Origin of the sequence: Halogeometricum pallidum JCM 14848 (assembly GCF_000337095.1) — an archaeon.
Lineage (GTDB): Archaea > Halobacteriota > Halobacteria > Halobacteriales > Haloferacaceae > Halogeometricum > Halogeometricum pallidum.
In genome coordinates, this window is the sequence record NZ_AOIV01000008.1 from 153,611 (window position 1) to 171,744 (window position 18,134).

Sequence of the window (18,134 nt, forward strand, 5' to 3'; positions counted from 1 at the left end):
AGACGCGTCGGAAGTCGGACGCCGCCGTCTCTCGGCGCCCGTCTCGGTCCTTCGATCCCGGACGCGACCGCACGACGGCCGTGTGACTCCTCGAACTATCGGTCCGTCGAACCGCGGGTAAAAGAAAGGCGAGTCGGGGGTCGCCGCGCGTCGGACTCGGAGGCTACCGACCGCCGACGATGGCGTCGATGGCGGCGACGAGTTGGTGGCCGATGGCCTCGGGGTCGTTCTCCGTTCGGACCCGCATCCGCGCGTTCTCACCGAGGCGGGCGCGCCCGTCGTCATCCAGCAGTCGCGTCACCTGCGCCGCGACCTGTTCCGCCGTCGCCTCCTCGAGGACGACCCCGGTCTCGCCGTCCTCGACCTGTTCGACCATCCCGTGGGCGGCGTTGACCATCGCCGGGAGCGCGGACTGCTGGGCCTCGAGAACCGACCGCGGGTAGCCGTCGATGTGCGAGACGTAGACGAAGGCGTCCGCCAACGCGTAGAGGTCCGCGACGTTCTCCACGAAGCCGAGGGCGTAGATGCGGTCCCGGACGGCCGGGTCGGCGATGGCGTCGACCGCCGCCCGCACGTCTTCGAGGTAGGAACCGCCGCCCGCGACGACGTAGGCCACGTCGTCGTGCGAGGCGAGCACCGACTCCATCCCCTCGACGATGGTGCGGACGCCGTCGTACTTGCCGCGGTACTTGAGGTTCGTCACCGTCAGGAGCACCGTCTCCTCCTCGATTCCGAACCGCTCTCTGGCCGCCCGCGCCGACCCGTCCTCACGGTCGGGGACGAGCGGAACGTGGACGACGTGTACCTGCTCCGGCCGACAGCCCGTGCGCTCGACGACGACCTCTTTCAGTTCCGCGGAGACGACGACGTAGCCGCGGGCAGACCGGTAGATGGCCTCGTCAAGGGCGTACGTGAGGTAGTACCGGAGCTTCGTTCCGAGTCCGTCGTCCTTCCCCGTCCGGTATATCTCCTCTAACCCCTGCCAGTGGTTGCCCTTGAAGCGGAAGACGAACGGGACGCCCCGGAGGACGCAGATGGCCGCGATCAGGAAGCCGAGCAGTCCGAGGCAGTCAGACAATACGGCGTCCGGCTTGGGGTCGCTGGTCAGTTCGAGCAGGCGGACGACCGTGTTGAGGTTCCGTTCGAGGAAGCCGTCGGAGGCGTCGATGTCGACGAGTTCGACCGTACCGTCGGCCAACGACAGCGGTTCGGCCACCTCGTGAGAGCGGTGTGCGGTCACCGCCGCGATTCGGAGCCCGTCGGTCATTCCAGCGCCTCGCGGTGGAGTTGGTATACTCGCTCCGCGTGGTCGTCCCACGTCCACCCCTGTTCGACGAGTCGCTCGCGCCCCTTCCGACCCATCTCCAGCAGTCGCTCCCGGTCGCCGGCGAGCGCCGTGAGCGCTTCGCGGAGCCTGTCGGTGTCGCCCGGCGGTATCAGCACGCCCGTCTCGCCGTCCTCGACCTGTTCGGGGACGCCGCCGACGGTCGTCGACAGCACGGCCGTCTCGGCCGCCATCGCCTCGTAGATGACGGTCGGCCGCCCCTCCGCGTGGCTGGGAAGGACGAGCACGTCCGCGACGGCCAGCCACCGGCGCAGCGCCATCGAGGTGATTCCCGTGTACACGTGACGGGCGGAGAACCGACTCGACGCGAGGGCGCGCCGGAGCGTCCACTCCTCGTCGCCGCCGTGGCCGACGAACACGAACTCCGTGTTCGGGAGGTCGAGGTCCGGGAGGACCTCGGCCAGTTCGGGGATTCCCTTCCGCTCGCAGAACTCCCCGACGAACAGCGCCACCGTCGCCTCCGGGTCGACGCCGAGTTCCTCCCGGAGCGCCGCCTTCCGTTCGACGGGGTACCGCGACGGCGTCGCCCCGATAGGGACCACCTCCACCTTCGAGCGGGGGACGCGCTCTGCGGCCTTCTCCGCGAGGGCGTCGCTGACGCACAGCACCTTCTCCGCGGCGCCGAGCGTCTCGTCCACCTTCTCGCGGACGCCGTCGGCCAACTCCTCGTACTCGTTCATGAAGTGTCCGTGCGAGACGACGAACAGGGGGACGTTGTGCTTCTCGCAGTAGTCGACCATGCCGTAGCCGTCGAGGTAGATGTGGCAGGCGTGGATCACGTCGGGGACGTCGAACGTCCGCTCGACGTACCGCGGGATACGCTTCGCGAAGGAGTCGCCGGCCCTCCCGTAGAACAACCGCTTCGGCAGCAGGTAGAAAAAGCGGGGGTGGTGGACGCTGTAGCCGTCCCACTCTTCGACGGTCGGGAGCATCGAGTACTCCGAGTGGGGACCGACGGGCGGCGCGAACGGCCGCGGCGAGACGACGTCGACGTCCATCCCATGCCGCATGAACGACTGGACGATCCGCTGGTTGAACAGTCCGATGTACGGATTGATGGCGTCCGGATGGTTGACTGCGCTCGCCAGAACGCTGTGAGTCATTACGGTACCGTGGGTAGAATCCGGCCTAAGTTATATCACACCTACTGAACGAACGCCGGGGGCGGCGCTTCGCGCGGCGGGTTCTCTCGGTTCCGCTGACCCGTCCGAAAGCGGGCGACGGCGTCCGAGACGCGAGACGCAGTTACCGACGTGACCGCCGGTTCGTTCCCCCGCGATTCGGACGCGACGGGCGGATAGCCGGTAAGTAACTATTTGAATAAGATAACTGAAGTATGCCATATGTCAGGATTGGTTGGAAGCCCCTCGCTCGCGGACTGCGAAGACGCGGCCGAAGAAACCCCCGTGCACGGCGTCTCCGAAGAGACGGAGGACCGAACCGAGCGGGAGACCACCTCCATCTACGCCCGACTCCCCGTCTCGGACGCGAAAGGCGTCCGGACGCTCGTGGACGGCGACCGGACGTTGTTCGTCTACGGCGCGGTCACCGCGCGCGAGTGGCGCGAGACGGACGACGACGAACTCGTCGAGGCGTTCTTCGAGGACCCCGTGGCCGCCGCGGAGCGGACCGATGGGACGTTCCTCCTCGTGGGCGTCGACGACGACGCGGACCGCCTCCTCGTCGCGACGGACAAACTGGGAGCGCGTTCGTGCTTTCTCGTCGACGACCGGCCGGTGTTCTCGACGTCCGTCGCGGCGTGTCTTCCGTTCGTGGAGGAACCCGCGATAGACGAGCAGGCCGTCTCGGACTTCCTGTTGATGGGCCTGCTCTGGGGCACCCGGACGCTCGTCTCGGAGGTATCGATGGCCCGCCCCGCGACGGTGTACGAGTTCGAAGACGGTGAGTGGCGCGGCGAGCGCTACTGGAAACCGGAGTACGACGAGGCCGAACCCAGCGGCGAGTACCTCGACGAACTCGCCTCCCGATTCACGACGGCCGTCGACCGGACCGCCTCGACGCTCCCCGAGGAGGCGAGCATCTGGCTGTCCGGCGGACTGGACAGCCGAAACACGAGTTCCGCGCTTTGCAAGGCGGCAGCCTCCGGGGACCACGAGTTCGAGACGCTGTCGGCGTACACGTACGACGCGAACCCGCCGACGGGGGACAACATCGAAATCGCCCGGGAGGTGGCTGACCGCCTCGGCATGGAACTGACCGAGTTGGACCTGCTGCCGTCGCCCGAGCGCATCGAGCGACTCGTCGACGTCTGCGGCGGGATGGTCGCCTGGCACATCACGAAGAACCTCTCGGGGTCCTACGATATCGACGATTCCAGCGTGTTCATGGAGGGCGTCGAGGGGTCGTTGTTGGGCGACCACCTCCTCCAGTCGCATTTTACCCGGTACGACTCGGCGGTCGAATCGCAGATAGCCAGCGAGGCCGCCCTCGACATCGACCTCGTCGAGGACTGCCTCGCCGTCAGCGTCGACCCCGTCAAGACGTTCCGGGAGGAGTCCGACAAGAGCGAGGAGAACACGTTCCACAACAAGGTGTTGGACATCCACTTCAAGAACTACTACAACCGGTGTGCGATGGCCTCCAACGCCATCATCCGCGACGTCGGCGGCGACCGGGTCGTCTACACCGACGGCGATTTCCTCGAGTGGTGCGCGCGCCTCCCGACCAAGTACCGCAAGGGGACGTTCCCGTTCACCACGTCGATTCCGATGGGCACCTCGCGGGCGAAACTCGGGATGACGAAGCGCGTCGCCCCGGAACTCGCGGACATCACCTACGAACGCACGAAACTGCCGCCGAAGTATCCCTACCCGGCGCACGTCCTCGGCTTCGTCGCCAACGTGGGTCTCGGTCGACTCCGGTCGGAGCCGACGTACGGAAACGGACAGCTCTCCGACATCTGGCTCCGGATGGACACCGAGTTGGCCGACTGGGCCGAGACGCACCTGCGGAAGGCGGCCGAGCGCGACGTGTTCTCCGACGACCTCTCCGACCTCTGGACCCGCCACCAGCGGGGCGAGAATCTCTCGCCGGTCATCGCCCACATCACGTCGCTCGAATACTGGTTCGACACGTACCTGTGAGCCGTCCGCCCGACCCGTCGCACCCAGAGACCATCCACCCGCTCCGCTCCCTTCGACCGTATCGGAACCGTTCGGAGACGCTCTCTGAACGGAGTTAGGAGGGGGCTTCGATTTACGAACTCGCTTATGCACTACAAAAATAAAGCCACCGAACGCATCGACACGGTAGACCAATGACCGACACTCGCCCAAACATCGTCTGGCTGAACCTGGACAGCATCCGGGCGGACCGGACCTCGATGGCGGGATACCACCGCGATACGACGCCGAACATGCGGCGTATCGCCGACGGACCCACCAGCAGAGCGCTCACCAACTGCGTCTCGCACGCGATGTGGTCGCTGCCCTCCGATTCGTCCATCCTCACGGGGACGTACCCCTCCCACCACGGCACCGGACTCTGGAACGACGTGCTCCCCGAGGGCATCACGACGATTCCGGAGCGGTTCGCCGAGTTGGGCTACCGGACGGTCGGCCTCTCGCAGAACGCCTACTGCAGCGAGTCGACCGGACTCGACCGGGGCTTTCAGGACTTCACCTGGATGGACAAATCGAACCTCCTGCAGACGGCCGGTCCGAAGATACTGCTGAAGTACCTCCTCGGACTGCGGAAGCACTCCGCGGGGTTCACGACGGACGCCAGCCGACACCGACCCGAGTTCATCGCCACCGAGTTGGCGAAGCGCCGGATCAGCGACTACGGCGGGTCGGACGAACCGTTCTTCATGTTCGTTCACACGCAGGGTGCACACCTGCCCTACATCCCGCCGCTGCCGTACCGCGACGCCTTCACCGACGACATCGAGATGTCCACCGAGGAGGCCGCCGACGTCGCGTTCGACCGGAGCATGAACTACTATCGCGAGATAGCGAACGGCTGTGAGTTCTCGTCCGAGGTGAAAGAGGCCATCGACGCGATGTACGACGGCGTCCTCGCCTACGCCGACCACCAGGTGGGCGACCTCTTCGACCACATCCAGTCGCTCGATATGGGACCGACCGTCTTCGTTGTCACCGGCGACCACGGCGACCTGTTGGGCGAGCACGGGGTGATCGGCCACCAGTTCTCGCTGCACGACGGGCTGGTCAACGTGCCCACCGTCGTCCACGGCCTCCCGTCCGTCACGGACCTCCCCGAGGACGCTCTCGTCCAGCACATCGACGTGATGCAGATGCTCCTCGACGAGGCCGGGGCGTCCGACGAGACGCTGTCGGAACTCCAGGGCATCGACCCGAGAGAGGAGACGCGGACGTACGCGCTCAGCCAACGCGGCAACGAGACGTACGAGACGGCCGTCGAGCAGGTCAGAAAGCACAACCCGGACGCGGACCTCGACCGCTTCCAGTCGGGACTGGTCCACGCCGTCCGCAGCGACGAGTACAAGTGGCTCCGCGGGGACCGCGGCGACGAACTGTACCGCCTCGACGACGAGGACACCGACGTGTCGGCCGACCACCCGGAAGTCGCGGACGAACACCGCGAGTTCTTCGAGACGTTCTCCGAGCGACTCGGTCGCGGCGAACGGAACGCCGAGCAACGGGAGATGTCGGACGCGATGAAAAAACAGCTCTCCGACCTCGGCTACGTGATGGACTGAATCGCCGGTCGCCAATCGGCCTCTCGCGCCGCGAGTTCGTCATCGTGCCGTCGTATCGTCGGCCGACGCTTTCCGCTCGCTGACCGTCGTACAGATAGCAGACGGCGCTGAGGGGTCGCAGATGGCGCCGGGTGCGGACGGGAGAGTGGGCTCCGTGGTGTTCGCGGGGACGAGAAGGAGGGCGATTCGGCGCGGCGGCGGGTCGACTATAGGTAGCCGAGTTTCTCCAGTCGCTCTTGGACGTCGTAGTCTGCGTCGGTCTGTCTGGCCACGTCCACGTCGGGCACCTCCTCGCCGGTATCGGTGCCGGTGGCGAGGGCCCATGGGACCCGCTTCAGGTCGGGGTGGACGAACCCCTCGGGGTGGCCGTAGCCGCCCATCTCGCCGAACAGGTCGCCGTGGTCGGCCGTGATGACGACCCGCTTGGCGTCGATATTCTGTAGGAGCCTTTCGATGTCGTCGAGAACGAAGCGCAGGTTGTCCATGTACAGTTCCCACGCTTCCTCCTTGGTCGCCCGTCCCTGCATCATCTCCCGCCACGGGTCGTCTTCTAACGGCGTCAGCGTCCGCTTCTCGCGGTGCGCGTCGGCGATGTACGGCGTGTGCGGTTGGAAGTAGTGCAGCACCATCCGCTCTGTGGGGTCCTCGCGAGCCATCTGGATGGCGTAATCGGTGACCACCTCCGGCGGCGGCGCGGTGAAGTACTCGTCGTAGTCGTGTCGGTGTATCTGGAGGAGGTTCCCGAACGCGGACTTCTCGACCACGTCCCAGTCCGCCCACATCAGGGGGACGGCGTACGACTTCGGCGGGAACACGCGGTCGTCGAACGTCTGCGGGACGAACGGGTTCGTCGTGACGAGCGACGTCTTCTCTATCTCCGAGCGGTACTCGTTGGTGAACGTCTTGCAGATCCACTCGTGGGAGGCGCTCCCGACCGACCAGATGGAGCTGACGAGTTCGAGGTAGTCGTACTCGGGGGCGACCGCGCGGAGGGCGTCGAGTCGGCAGGCGTCGAGAACGATGAGGAGGTCCCACTCCCGTTCGTAGATGTTGGTTCCGAGGGGATATCGAGTCGTTAGCGAGAAGTAGGGGCCGTTGAACGCGCCGCGGAGGGACTTCAACAGGGCTTGCTTCGGACTACTCCCGCTTCTGACTTCCGAGGGGAACTCTCTGAGCCACGCTCGGATGTCGGTGTGCATGTGGCTACAGGGTACAGCGGATAGCGGATATAGTTATGGAGCGTACAATCCCGAATACGACCCCATCCGACCGTGAAACTGTCGTTCTCCAAAGACATCTGCGGCGCCGTCGGTGACGGGAGCGGACCGGTGATAGGCTCTATATTTTTAGGGACCGAGCGGGTTCACCGTACCATGACGCTCTCCACTCCCCGTGGAAACTCGCCCGTCGGCGCTCCCGACGCGATTCGACGACGAGGACCAGCGGTCGCGACCACGACCGCGACCGTTCGAGAGCCGACAGCATCGACCGAGACCCGACTCGCGACCGACGGGGGCCGCCGATGATACTCTGGGATCGAATCCGGGAGAACCCGGAGCTACTCACTCGGGCCCTCCGAGACCCCGGTCTGGTCGGACTCGGACTCAACCGGGCGTACTACGACCGAATGAGCAACAGCCAGTACAACACGATGGGGACGGACGTCTTCGAAGACGAGGACTGGGACAACCTCATCCTCCTGGACGCCTGCCGGGCGGACGTCTACGCCGAGATGACGCCGTTCGCAGGCGCCCCTGAAACCCGGCAGTCCCGAGGAAGCGCGAGCAAGCAGTTCGTCCGCGGAAACTTCCAGAACAAGCGGCTCCACGACGTGGTGTACATCTCCGGGAACCGCTGGTATCTCCAGCTACAGGAGGAACTGAACTGCGAACTCCACGCGTACCACGACGTCGAACGGGACGTCGCGGACGGCTTCGTCCCCAGTCCCGAGGCGGTCACCCAGGCCGTCTTGGACCTCAAGGACGAGTACCCGAACAAGCGGCTCCTCATCCACTACATGCAGCCGCACTACCCGTACCTCGACACCGACAACGACGCGTTCGACCTCGACAGGACTGGCCTCCGGGAGACGGTCCGCGGGAGCGACGTGACCTACGAGGACGTCCGAGAGGCGTACCGGTCGAACCTCCGATACGTCCTCGAACACGTTCAGACGCTCATCGAGGAACTCGACGGCAAGACCGTCATCAGCTCGGACCACGGCGAGATGCTTGGGGACCGACTCACGCCGTTCCCGGTCCGTTGGGTCGGCCACCCGCCGGGCATCTTCACCGACAAGCTGGTGACGGTCCCCTGGCACGTCGTCGCCGACGGCCCGCGCCGGACCGTCACCGCGGACCCGCCGGTCTCGTCGGACGCCGTCGACATGGCTGAAGTCGAACAGAACCTCAAAGACCTCGGCTACAAGGTGTAACTCGCCGTTTCGGACGCGACTCGACCGGGGTCTCCGCACACACTGAGCCGCCGCCGGTGTGCGCCGAGACGCCGGAAAATGCCAGAAAGAGAGTCGGGCCGTTCAGCTCAGTGCTGCGCTTCGAGCTGCTGAATCCGCGCGAGGAGTTCGAGCACGTCGTCTTCGATCTTGGCGAAGTTCTCGTTCAGGGGAACGTGCCAGTCGACGGTGCCCGGTTCGGGACTCTTGTAACCGCCGTACGTTTCGGGGTCGGTCGGTGTCGGCGTCGAGGTGTCCTGGTCCGCGCCGTCGCTCGCTCCGGGACCCACGTCGGATTCGCTCGGAACGGACGGTTCGAGCGCGCTACCGACGGCCGTGGAGCCGACGATACCGCGATCCCGGCCGAGCGAGACGCTCGACCCGTGGATAATTTCGTCGATAGACCCGCTCGCGCTGTCGGTGAAGTTGACCATCGTGTCGGTGCCGTGGATGGAGATGCGGCCGCCCACGACCTCCATCTGGTCGGTGTAGATGCCCGCTCCGTCGCGGTGTCCCCCCTGCCCGACGTTCTTGATAGCCACCTCGTTCAGTTCGAGGCGACCGGGCACGGGGAAGTCGATGCCGGGGAACTTCCCGCCGTCGATGATGCAGTTTTCGAGGGCGACCGTTCCGATAGACGCGTTGGAGGGGTTCGCCTTCACGGGGATTTCGGTGTCCGAGTTCCCCTTCATGATGGTGTTTCGGATGGTCGTCTTCGCGTTCTCCTGCGTCATCTTGAGGCTCCCGCGGTAGGAGTCTCGCATCACGCAGTTCTCGATGAGGACCGTCTGCCAGTCCTGCGTCTTCGCGTGTCCCACGTCGACGTCCGCGCCCTCCTGACCGGAGAACAGACACTTCCGGATGGTCGTCGTCGTCTTCGCGGTCTGGTTGGGGGAGATGCCGTGGCCGCCGTTCCAGACGTAGCCGGCGTTCTGGAAGTGAGAGTAGGTGATCTCCGAGTCCATGTGCCCGGAGTGTTTGAGGTTCGCGTTCTGCGCGTTCTTGAGCCGGCAGTTGTGCATCTTGAACAGTCCCTCGGCCTCCGTGAGGACGCACAGCCCGACGCTGTCGTTCGACTGCTGGTCTTTGTTCCCGTCGACGGTGAGTCCGTCGAACGTCACGTCCCGCGGCGACTGCGAGCCCTTCACTAAGAAGACGAAGTGGGCCTTCGTCTGGCCGCCGGCCATCTTGATGGTGACCTCGTCCGCGCCGGCGCCCGCCCACGTCAGGTTGTCCCAACTTCCGTCGCCCGGGTACGCGAAGGGGACGCGGCTGTTGGAGCCGACGAGGTAGGTTCCGGGGGGGAAGTAGACCGTTCCGCCGGGACCCGCGGCGTTCGCGGCGTCCCGTATGGCTTCCGTGTCGTCGCGCGATCCGTCACCGGCCGCACCGAAGTCTGTAACTTTCTTTGGCATGATGACGGGTCTCAGTTGGTTCGTTCCTCGGTCGAAGGGGAGGTTTCGCGTCGGTCGTCCGCTCTCTTTTGGAGGCACCCGATGGCGCCGCGTTCTGCGTCCATACCTCCGCATACACTCATCCGTGAATAACTCTTCTTTCCATATATCCTCCCGAACGTGCCCGCTGCTGGCAAGTTATAGCCGGGTACTCGCGGTTTACTTACCGCGTCGATACCAACCCGGTGCCGACCGCGTTCGCGCGCACCGGCCGCGAGCGGTCGGGTCCGGGGAGCGGTCACGACGAGGGTCGCGGTCCGACGTTCCCCCGGGCGACGACGTTCGGTTGCAGCGGTTCGCCGCGGGTGGTCTTCTGCACGTTGACCCCCTGGCTCTTGCCCATGCCGGCGACGTTGCCGTAGACGATTTCCGCTATCGAACCTGCTCCGTCCTCGATGTTGAGGGCGATGCTCTCGTTGTTCTGACCGACGTTGTGGATGGAGATACGACCGGAGTCGCGGAAGTCGATGTCGCGGGTGAATATTCCTCCCCGGTCCTGTCCGCGCTGTTTGTTGTTCTGGTCGACGTTCATGATGGCGACGTTGTCGAGTCGCAAGCGGCCGGGGCACGGCAGGTCGATGGCCGGCCACCCCCCGCCGTCGATGAGCACGTCTTCGAGGATCAGGTCGTCGATACTGATGTCCGTCGGATTCACTTTGACCGGAATCGTCGTCGCGTCGCCGCCGAGCATCTGCGTCCGGCGAACGGTCGTCAACTTGTTCTGCGTCGATAGCTTCAACGACGCGAGGCTGTTCTCGAGGATGCACTCGTCGATGAGGACGGTCTGCAGTTGCGTGTCCTCCGTCTGCCCCACGTCGACGGATGCCCCGCCCGAGTTGTGACAGTGGCACCGCCTGATGACCGTCTCCGTCTGACGCCGGTCTTGGTTTGGAGAGACGTCGTGGCCGCCGTTCGACCGCAGTCCGTTGTTGCTGAACTCGCAGTACTGAATGTCGGCGTCCATCCCGCCGGACAGTTTCACGCCCGCGTTCAGCCAGGAGGTGACGTGGCAATCGCGCATAACTAGCGTGCCTTCGGCCTCCGTGCGGACGCCCAAGCCGGGGTTGGGCCCTTGGTTCCGCTTGTTCCCGACGATGGTGAGCCGTTCGAGTCGGACGGTCCCGACGCTGTTCCCCGGGTCCGTACCGATGTACACTGCGCTGTGGACACCGTTGTGACCGGGGGCTAAGACCAATCTCGTCTTCCCCGACTCCGGGCCGGCCCCCCGGAGCGTGACGTTCTTGTTCGAGGCGTTGAGTCGGATGGCCTTGGAGTCGGTGTTCCGCCCGTCGAGGAGGATGTTCCCCGCGGGTAGGTTCACGACGCCGCCCGGGGAGGCCGCCCGCAACGCCCGCATGATCGCCGGGGCATCGTTGGTCTTGCCGTCTATCTTCGCGCCGTAGTCTCGAATGTCCTCCCCTTCGGGCGCCTGTTCGTCGACCTCGGTCGGGGTCGGAGACATCGGGGTCGGCACCTCCGACTCTGGGTCGTCGTCCCCGTCCGAGAAGAGATACGAGAGCGCGAGCGTCCCGGTGCCGACGACTCCGGCGACGGCCGCCACGATACTTTCCCGGCGCGTTATCGTCTCTTCCTCCGCGGTCTCCTCCCCATCCTCGCCGGCCTCCCGCCCGTTCTCTGCCTCCGCTCGGCGGTCCGCGTCTTCACTCATCGCTCGTCCGCTCCCCTCGCTGTACCGCCCCTGTTCGCCCGACCGGCGCGTTCTCCTGTCCGTCGAACGCTGCCAGGTGTCTCGTGTCTGTGTTCATGGTTTTGGCGTCGACGGGTCCGCCGACTGCGGGATCCGTTTGCTATCCGAAGGTCTCTGGCGGTTAAAGGTATACGCTCTGTAGATGACCGACTGCGGCGATGTACGCCCGGAACTGTCCCTATCCGACGAATTCGTCGCTGCCGCCACTCCTGTCCGCAGATTAGTAGCAATGTAACTAATTTCCCGGCTCAAGCATAAAATGGTTGTCTACTCTTTCGCGCCGCTTGGCGGCCCCGTTCGCCCCGTAATAACACGCATAACAGTATGCGCACGCCGGGAGGAGACGGACGAGAAAGATGTCCGGATCGAACGCCACGCAACCGCGCCCGCGACGCCCGCCCGTCCGGTGACCCGATGAGCCGAACCGACTCTCAGACGGACGACCCCGTGGTCACGGTGATCATCACGACGTACGACCGCCCGACGTACCTGCGGACGGCGGTGGACACCGTATCCGAACAGGAGTACGCGCCCATCGAACTCGTCGTCGTCGACGATTGTTCGGAGGTGCCGGCGAGCGAGGTTCTCGACGGCGTCTCCCCAGACGTGCACTCCTTCCAGATACGTCGCCACTCGGAGAACCGCGGCGCCAACGCCGCCCGCAACACGGGCGTCGAGGCGGCGACGGGCGAGTACATCGCGTTCTTGGACGACGACGACCGGTGGGACCCCGAAAAGCTCTCGAAACAGGTCGCGCGCTTCCGGACCGCCGGCGACGACGTCGGCCTCGTCTACGTCGGTCGAAAGGGCGAGATGAACGGCAGCGTCCAGGACGTCGTCGTCCCCGAACCGGTCGGCGGCGACATCACGAAGGCGGTGCTCTGCCGGAACGTCGTCGGCACGCAGTCGGCGGTGATGGTTCGGTCAGATCTGGCCAAGGCGACGCCGTTCGACGAGCGGTTCAAACGGTGGGCCGACTTGGAGTGGTACGTCTCGCTCTCGACGAAGTGCGAGTTCGAACCCATCGGAGAAGCGCTCGTCACCTACGAGTACGACGCGCACAACCGCATCTCCGACGACTACGACACCCTCTTGGAGAGTTACGCGCTGTTCATCGAGAAGTACCGCGATTTGGCGGCCGAGTACGGCCCCCTCTTCGAGCGCAAGATGCTCGGCTGGACGGCCTACCGGGTCGGGTCGGCGTCGATAAACGATAGAAATTACGAGGTGGCCCGCCGGTTCTTCCTGAAGGCGGTCCAACACTACCCCCTCGAACCGACGTTCCTCCTGTACGCCGGCGTGACGCTCGGCGGGCGGACGACCCACCGACTCGCGCAGGTCGCGAACCGTCTCGTCGCCGGGTCGTCGGTCCCCGAGTAACCTCAGTTCGATTTCTCGACGCCGCCGTATCCCATCTCGCCGTAGCCCTGTATTCCGTAGTTGTCGTTGACCACGGGCGTCGGGGTGGGAGTCGGGGTCGGAGTGGGGGTGGGCGTCGGCGTCGCGGTCGGAGTCGGCGTGGGAGTCGGCGTCACCGCCGGTTGGTTACTCGTGAACTCGATCCAGTTGAGGTTCACGTCCCCGTCGACGACTTCGACCCGCAGGACCTGCCCTTCCCCTTCGGACAGGACGACGTCCTCTATCGTCACCGTCTCCCAGGACTGCCAGCTTCCGGTGTTCGGCACCTCGACGACGCCGAGTTCCTCCCGGTCGAGCAGCACGCGGAACCGCTTGCCGTCGACGGGCGAGGCGACCCGGAGTTTGACGTCGTACGTCGCGGCCGTCACGTCGACGGTGTACTCCAGCCACTCGCCCTCCTGCATCCACCCAACGTTGTACGTGCCGGAGTCGTCCTGCGTGCTCTCGATGTCCACCAGTTCGTCCGTCCGGTACGCGCCGCCCTTCGCCTCGCTCGTGGTGTCGAAGTACGCGACGCCGGCGCCGCCCGCGTCGAAGTGCTCGGCCTCGATCTGGCCCGGAAGCGTCCTGACCTGCCCGCCGAAGGGCGCCTGCCCGTCCGTCGGAGTGGGTGTCGGGGTCGGCGTTGGCGTCGGAGTGGGGGTCGGCGTCGGTGTCGGCGTTGGCGTCTCCGCCCCGCCCGCCGAGACGGCCAGCGTGTAGTCTCCGCTGCCGTCCTCGACGTCGATGACCTGCACGTAGTGCGTCCCGGACTCCTCGACGGCGCTCCGGACCGTCACCGGGCCCGAAGTGCCCAGATATCGGAGGTCGCTCCACTGACCGCCGTTGTCGTAGACGACGACTGCGACCACGCCGGTGTCGGTGGCTCGCTCGAAGTCGACGGCGAGTTCCTGCCCCTGCGTCGCGTCCACGGCGTACCAGTCGACCTCCGAGGACGTCAGCCGACCCGACACCGTGGCGCCGAGGTCGACGGCCATCGCCGTCGCCCGACTGTCGTTCGACTCGGACTCGCTCACGCTGAGGTCGAGCGAGGAGGCCTGCTGGAGGACGGCCGCCCCACCGTAGCCGAACGCCGACACCGGTTGGACGCTGGCGACGCCGCCCGACGCTCCGGTGCATCCCGCGACAGAGGCCGTCGCCGCGGCGACGCCGACCATCTTCAGATACGAACGCCGGCCGATTTCGACTTGGTCAGACGCTCCCACCTCCGCGTCGGATTCGGACGCGGATTCGGTTCGCGGTCGCGAACGGGGCCCTCCTGAGACCCAACTCCTGATTGCCCCCCCGAGCCCGCGCCGTTCGATTCGATTTTCGTCGGAAAGCTTTCTACTCATCCTGAGAAGAAATACAGGAATATCTTAATTATCGCTTTTGCATACTTAACAGCGGACGGTAGATAAATCCTATCCAGATAGCGACATTCAGTTACCAGATAGTGACAAAAAGAGCCGCATGAAGGGGCAGCGGGTGTCGGCGGCCGCGCGGTAGACTGGGTGTTCGACCGCGAGGCGACGAGTTCGTCGTTCCGCCTCCGACGCTCGAAGCGACGCGGTTACGCGTCGCCGGAGGCGAGCAGTTCGTTCGACTCGACCATCTCTTCGAGCGCGTTCCCGTCGGCGTCCAGCGGGAAAATCACCCGCTCTCGCCGCCGCGCGGACTCCCAGGCGCCGAAGATGAGCTCCGTGGACTGGAGGGCGTTCTCGGCCGAGAGTTCGGAGGGGCGGTCTTCGACTAGCGTGGTCACGACTTCCTCGATGGCGCGTTCGATGTACGTCGGCGTCCGGAACCGGTCCTCGGAGACGAACGGAAGCCGCGCGGCGACCTTCCGGGCGGCGACCTGCGGGAGCGAGTCGGTCGGTCCGTGGGTGCCGTCCCGGCCGGTGTCGACCGTCTTCCATCCGCTCGTCGAACCGCTCCGGTACCGAAGCGGCGGCCCGTCCTCGGTGCAGATGTCGATGAGGCCGTCGTCGCCGACCAGGCACATCTGCGCGGGGACGACGCCGTAGTCGCCGGTCGAGGCGATGCCGACGACGCCGTTCTCGTGCCCCCACTGGGCTATCGCGTTGTTCTCGTTGTGCGCGCCGAACTGGACGTTCTCCTCGCCGTAGTCGACGCCGCAGAGAACCCACTCGGGCGGGGACTGGTCCGTGTAGTAGCCGCAGAGGTCGAACAGGTGAGTTCCGAAGTCGTAGAGGTTCGGTCCGCCTATCTCGACCCGTTCGAGCGAACCGATAGCGCCGTCGTCGAGCAGCCGCTTGGCCTCCCGGAACGGGCGACCGAACCGCCGTTGGTGGTTGAACGTGAGTCGGACGCCCGCCTCCTCGCAGGCCGCGACCATCCGCTTCGCGTCGTCCCACGTCTTCGCCATCGGCTTCTCGCAGTGAATCGCTTCCACCGAGTCGCTCTCGGCGCACTGGAGGACCACGTCGGCGTGGACCGACGGCGGCACCGTGACGCTCACGACGTCCGGTCGCACCTCCTTGAGCATCTGCCCAACGTCCTCGTAGACGGCGTTCTCGCCGAGATCCCACGCCTCCGCGAACGCTTCCGCGTTCGGCCGGACGATGTCCACGCAGGCGGCGAGTCGACAGTCGTCGAGTCGGTCGTAGGCGGATGCGTGTCGATACCCCATCGCGAAGCCGTCGGTGTCCGGGTCGTCGGGGTCCGGACCGGTGCCGACGATTGCCACGTCGTACGTCATGTCACGGACGTGGCGTCCTCGACATATCAGTAGTAGCGATATAACCGCCTCCGTTTCGAAGGACGGCGACCCCTACTCGGCGGTTTCGGAGAATCAGTCTCGGTCGGTCGGGCCGGGTTCGGTTCCGCGGCGCGCGATCAGGACTCGTTGTACCAGATGTCGACGTGCGCGTCCGGTTCGTAGGACTTCCCCACGATGTCGAGTCGTCCGTCGCCCGTCATATCGACGGCCTTCGCCTCGTGCGTCTCGACGCCGGTGGCGATGACGTGCTCCTCGAACGTCCCGTCGCCGAGGTTCTCGAAGATGAGGTGCTGAGGGTCGTCGTTCACGCCGAGACCCATCTCGGAGACGTAGATGTCGGGCAGTCCGTTCCCGGTGAAGTCCTCTATCTGGAGGGAGTGGGGGCAGTACATGTCGTCTCTGAGGGTGTGCTGCTCCCAGTTCGGCGGATCGAACCACGCGACGCGACCGGGGTGGTTGCCGAGGAGTGGCGAGTCGCCCTCCGTGAACACGACCTCCAGTTCGCCGTCGCCGTCGAGGTCAGCGACGGCCACGCGGGTCCAGTCCCACCCGGAGACGACGGTCTCGCGTTCCCAGTCGTCCCCTTCCTGCCGGTAGACGTGCGTGCCGGCGATGAGTTCGTTCTGCCCGTCGCCGTCTAGGTCGACGATACAGAGGCCTTCGAGGTTGACTCCCGACTCGATGACGTGCTTGGTCTCCTCGGGCCACGGCGTCCGCCGCGGGTCGTCGGGAACGTCGTAGTAGAACAGCGTCTCGCTCTCCTGGGAGACGCCGACCAGTTCCGGTTCGCCGTCGTTGTCGACGTCGCCGAACGCGAGGTCGTGGTACTTCTCGAAGTCGCTCCGGAGGAGGTGTTTCGTCCACGTCTCCCGCGGGTTCGCGGGCCGTTCGAACCAGTAGATGTCCCCGAAGCCGAGACCCTGCCCGACGACGACGTCCTCCGACCCGTCGCCGTCGAAGTCGACCAGCGTGCTCCCCAGCAGTCGGAGTTCGCTCTCGTCGGTCATCTCGTGGCGCTCCCACCCCGAGTTCTCGTACCAGAACAGGTCCGTCTCGAACCGCTTGAAGAAGTAGCCCGGGATGGACGAGCGCTCGACCGTTAGCCCCGGAACGAACGTGTCGACGTCCGTCGAGCCCATGCCGCCGACGATGAGGTCGGGCCGGCCGTCCCCCGTCAGATCCGTCGGGTGGCAGATGAACAGGCGACCGCTCGGCGGGTTCGCGTCGATGATCTCGTGTCGGAACCGGAACTCCGTGTCGCTCGTCCCCGGTTCGGCGAGTTCGCCCGTCGACGCCCCGCGACCGTCTGCGGTCCGGGAAGCCTCGTCGCTCATCTCCCCGCCTCCGTCCGGTCCGTCGGGTCGTTCTCTGTCTGTCGGGTCGACGCGGCCGCACGGGTTCGGTCCATTGGTCGCTAGTCGTCCAATTGGTGCTTTGTTATCCGCCGCGGAACGCGCGCGAAACCGCGGCTTCAACCCTACCCTTTCCCTGCAGCCCGTCGTTCGAGCGCTCGCCGTCGCCCGATATCGAGTCTGTACCATCGACATCTGTTTGAGGGTGTTCGCTCGACTCGGGCGAACGCGACCGAGAGTGAGCCTCCCAAGTCCCGAGGAGACCCTTCCGGCCGAACGTCTCTCCGGAAGGGGGGCTCTCCTCATCGTCCACTCTGAATCTCTCCCCAGAACCGAGGTGGCGAACGGGGTCAAATCGGCGGTTAATGGACTATTAACGGGGTTGGAACGGTCGGGTCGTCGTCGAAGCCACCCTGTGGCCCCGTCACTTCCGCTCGGACAGATGTCGAGTCTCACCGCCAAAAAAGCCGATTCCCGGCGGGTTACACGAGGTCCTTCGCGTCGAGCGTCTCCCACACCGACCGCCCCTCGTCCGTGATACCGTAGACGCGACCCTTCTTTCGCTCCTCGGACACCAGCAGCGTCACGTGCGACTGCTCGCGGAGTTGCTGTAGCGCCCGCGAGACGTGCGTGATGGAACTCCCCGAGTCCGACGCAATGAGCGACGGCGTCGCCGGTCCCTCGATGAGTCGCTTGAGAACGAGCACTCTATACCGAGAGCTGATGACGTAGCCGACGTCGTCCCACCTGCTCTTGCCGATGCTCATCGGGTCGTCCTCCCCCCGATAGCAAGCGCGTTCGCTCCCTCGTCTCTCTCCGATTCGCACTGTCCCACGGTGCGACCCGAAAACAGGTTGTTCGCCCCCCGGCGACACCCGACTGCTCCCCCTATTCTATTCTCCGCGGTTTCTGGCATTACTCTACGTTTAGTGTACCCTTAAATAAGATTTTCGGAGACATTCAAAAAATATTGAATGTTC

13 protein-coding genes are annotated in these 18,134 nt (G+C 65.5%); 4 read left to right on the forward strand and 9 right to left on the reverse strand.

From position 1 onward, the window contains the following. Nucleotides 1-163: 163 nt before the first annotated feature. Both C474_RS05050 and C474_RS05055 read right to left on the reverse strand, forming a co-directional pair. Entirely contained in the window at nt 164-1,267 is a 1,104-nt protein-coding gene (locus C474_RS05050; protein ID WP_008384586.1) for a glycosyltransferase family 4 protein, read from the reverse strand. Continuing rightward, on the reverse strand, nt 1,264-2,448 hold the full coding sequence (locus C474_RS05055) for a glycosyltransferase (RefSeq protein WP_008384588.1): 1,185 nt from the start codon (nt 2,446-2,448) through the stop codon (nt 1,264-1,266). Before C474_RS05055 ends, C474_RS05050 begins: the two co-directional genes overlap by 4 nt. Nucleotides 2,449-2,688: 240 nt before the next feature. Between C474_RS05055 and C474_RS05060 the strand changes: the two genes are divergently transcribed. Together C474_RS05060 and C474_RS05065 are read left to right on the forward strand one after the other, a co-directional pair. After that, nucleotides 2,689-4,449, forward strand: coding sequence for an asparagine synthase-related protein (locus C474_RS05060; protein WP_049916732.1), 1,761 nt, complete (start codon nt 2,689-2,691; stop codon nt 4,447-4,449). A 173-nt stretch (nt 4,450-4,622) separates the two neighbouring features. After that, nucleotides 4,623-6,047: a sulfatase gene (locus C474_RS05065; protein ID WP_008384591.1), complete on the forward strand. Its 1,425-nt coding sequence runs from the start codon at nt 4,623-4,625 to the stop codon at nt 6,045-6,047. 206 nt (nt 6,048-6,253) lie between these two features. On the opposite strand, the gene C474_RS05070 is transcribed toward C474_RS05065, so the two are convergent. After that, nucleotides 6,254-7,246, reverse strand: coding sequence for an alkaline phosphatase family protein (locus tag C474_RS05070; RefSeq protein ID WP_049916733.1), 993 nt, complete (start codon nt 7,244-7,246; stop codon nt 6,254-6,256). Between the two features lie 323 nt (nt 7,247-7,569). Here C474_RS05070 and C474_RS05075 point away from each other — a divergent pair, with 323 nt between their 5' ends. After that, on the forward strand, nt 7,570-8,481 hold the full coding sequence (locus C474_RS05075; RefSeq protein ID WP_008384595.1) for an alkaline phosphatase family protein: 912 nt from the start codon (nt 7,570-7,572) through the stop codon (nt 8,479-8,481). Nucleotides 8,482-8,588: 107 nt separating this feature from the next. Here C474_RS05075 and C474_RS05080 read toward each other — a convergent pair whose 3' ends face one another. Together C474_RS05080 and C474_RS05085 are read right to left on the reverse strand one after the other, a co-directional pair. Continuing rightward, on the reverse strand, nt 8,589-9,914 hold the full coding sequence (locus C474_RS05080) for a glycosyl hydrolase family 28-related protein (protein WP_008384597.1): 1,326 nt from the start codon (nt 9,912-9,914) through the stop codon (nt 8,589-8,591). Nucleotides 9,915-10,191: 277 nt separating this feature from the next. Then, nucleotides 10,192-11,622, reverse strand: a complete 1,431-nt coding sequence (locus tag C474_RS05085; RefSeq protein ID WP_008384599.1) for a right-handed parallel beta-helix repeat-containing protein — start codon at nt 11,620-11,622, stop codon at nt 10,192-10,194. Nucleotides 11,623-12,075: 453 nt separating this feature from the next. On the opposite strand from C474_RS05085, the gene C474_RS05090 reads away from it, so the two are divergent. Beyond that, complete coding sequence (locus C474_RS05090) at nt 12,076-13,041, forward strand: glycosyltransferase family 2 protein (RefSeq protein WP_008384601.1); 966 nt, start codon at nt 12,076-12,078, stop codon at nt 13,039-13,041. 2 nt (nt 13,042-13,043) lie between these two features. Here C474_RS05090 and C474_RS05095 read toward each other — a convergent pair whose 3' ends face one another. The 4 genes from C474_RS05095 to C474_RS05110 all read right to left on the reverse strand — a co-directional run bounded on the left by C474_RS05095 (nt 13,044) and on the right by C474_RS05110 (nt 17,921). Next, nucleotides 13,044-14,285: a carbohydrate-binding domain-containing protein gene (locus C474_RS05095; protein WP_152421601.1), complete on the reverse strand. Its 1,242-nt coding sequence runs from the start codon at nt 14,283-14,285 to the stop codon at nt 13,044-13,046. 347 nt (nt 14,286-14,632) lie between these two features. Next, nucleotides 14,633-15,781 (reverse strand): Gfo/Idh/MocA family protein, encoded by a 1,149-nt coding sequence (locus tag C474_RS05100; protein ID WP_008384605.1) that lies wholly within the window; start codon nt 15,779-15,781, stop codon nt 14,633-14,635. A 137-nt stretch (nt 15,782-15,918) separates the two neighbouring features. Further along, nucleotides 15,919-17,136, reverse strand: a complete 1,218-nt coding sequence (locus tag C474_RS05105) for an FG-GAP repeat domain-containing protein (protein WP_008384607.1) — start codon at nt 17,134-17,136, stop codon at nt 15,919-15,921. 500 nt (nt 17,137-17,636) lie between these two features. Continuing rightward, nucleotides 17,637-17,921, reverse strand: coding sequence for a winged helix-turn-helix domain-containing protein (locus C474_RS05110; protein WP_008384608.1), 285 nt, complete (start codon nt 17,919-17,921; stop codon nt 17,637-17,639). Nucleotides 17,922-18,134: the final 213 nt, after the last annotated feature.

What these genes read in the sequence shown, in the direction of transcription:
- C474_RS05050 (WP_008384586.1), bottom strand. Translation starts at nt 1,267, where the DNA reads ATGACCGACGGGCTCCGAATCGCGGCGGTGACCGCACACCGCTCTCAC.
- C474_RS05055 (WP_008384588.1), bottom strand. Translation starts at nt 2,448, where the DNA reads ATGACTCACAGCGTTCTGGCGAGCGCAGTCAACCATCCGGACGCCATC.
- C474_RS05060 (WP_049916732.1), top strand. Translation starts at nt 2,689, where the DNA reads ATGTCAGGATTGGTTGGAAGCCCCTCGCTCGCGGACTGCGAAGACGCG.
- C474_RS05065 (WP_008384591.1), top strand. Translation starts at nt 4,623, where the DNA reads ATGACCGACACTCGCCCAAACATCGTCTGGCTGAACCTGGACAGCATC.
- C474_RS05070 (WP_049916733.1), bottom strand. Translation starts at nt 7,246, where the DNA reads ATGCACACCGACATCCGAGCGTGGCTCAGAGAGTTCCCCTCGGAAGTC.
- C474_RS05075 (WP_008384595.1), top strand. Translation starts at nt 7,570, where the DNA reads ATGATACTCTGGGATCGAATCCGGGAGAACCCGGAGCTACTCACTCGG.
- C474_RS05080 (WP_008384597.1), bottom strand. Translation starts at nt 9,914, where the DNA reads ATGCCAAAGAAAGTTACAGACTTCGGTGCGGCCGGTGACGGATCGCGC.
- C474_RS05085 (WP_008384599.1), bottom strand. Translation starts at nt 11,622, where the DNA reads ATGAGTGAAGACGCGGACCGCCGAGCGGAGGCAGAGAACGGGCGGGAG.
- C474_RS05090 (WP_008384601.1), top strand. Translation starts at nt 12,076, where the DNA reads ATGAGCCGAACCGACTCTCAGACGGACGACCCCGTGGTCACGGTGATC.
- C474_RS05100 (WP_008384605.1), bottom strand. Translation starts at nt 15,781, where the DNA reads ATGACGTACGACGTGGCAATCGTCGGCACCGGTCCGGACCCCGACGAC.
- C474_RS05105 (WP_008384607.1), bottom strand. Translation starts at nt 17,136, where the DNA reads ATGAGCGACGAGGCTTCCCGGACCGCAGACGGTCGCGGGGCGTCGACG.
- C474_RS05110 (WP_008384608.1), bottom strand. Translation starts at nt 17,921, where the DNA reads ATGAGCATCGGCAAGAGCAGGTGGGACGACGTCGGCTACGTCATCAGC.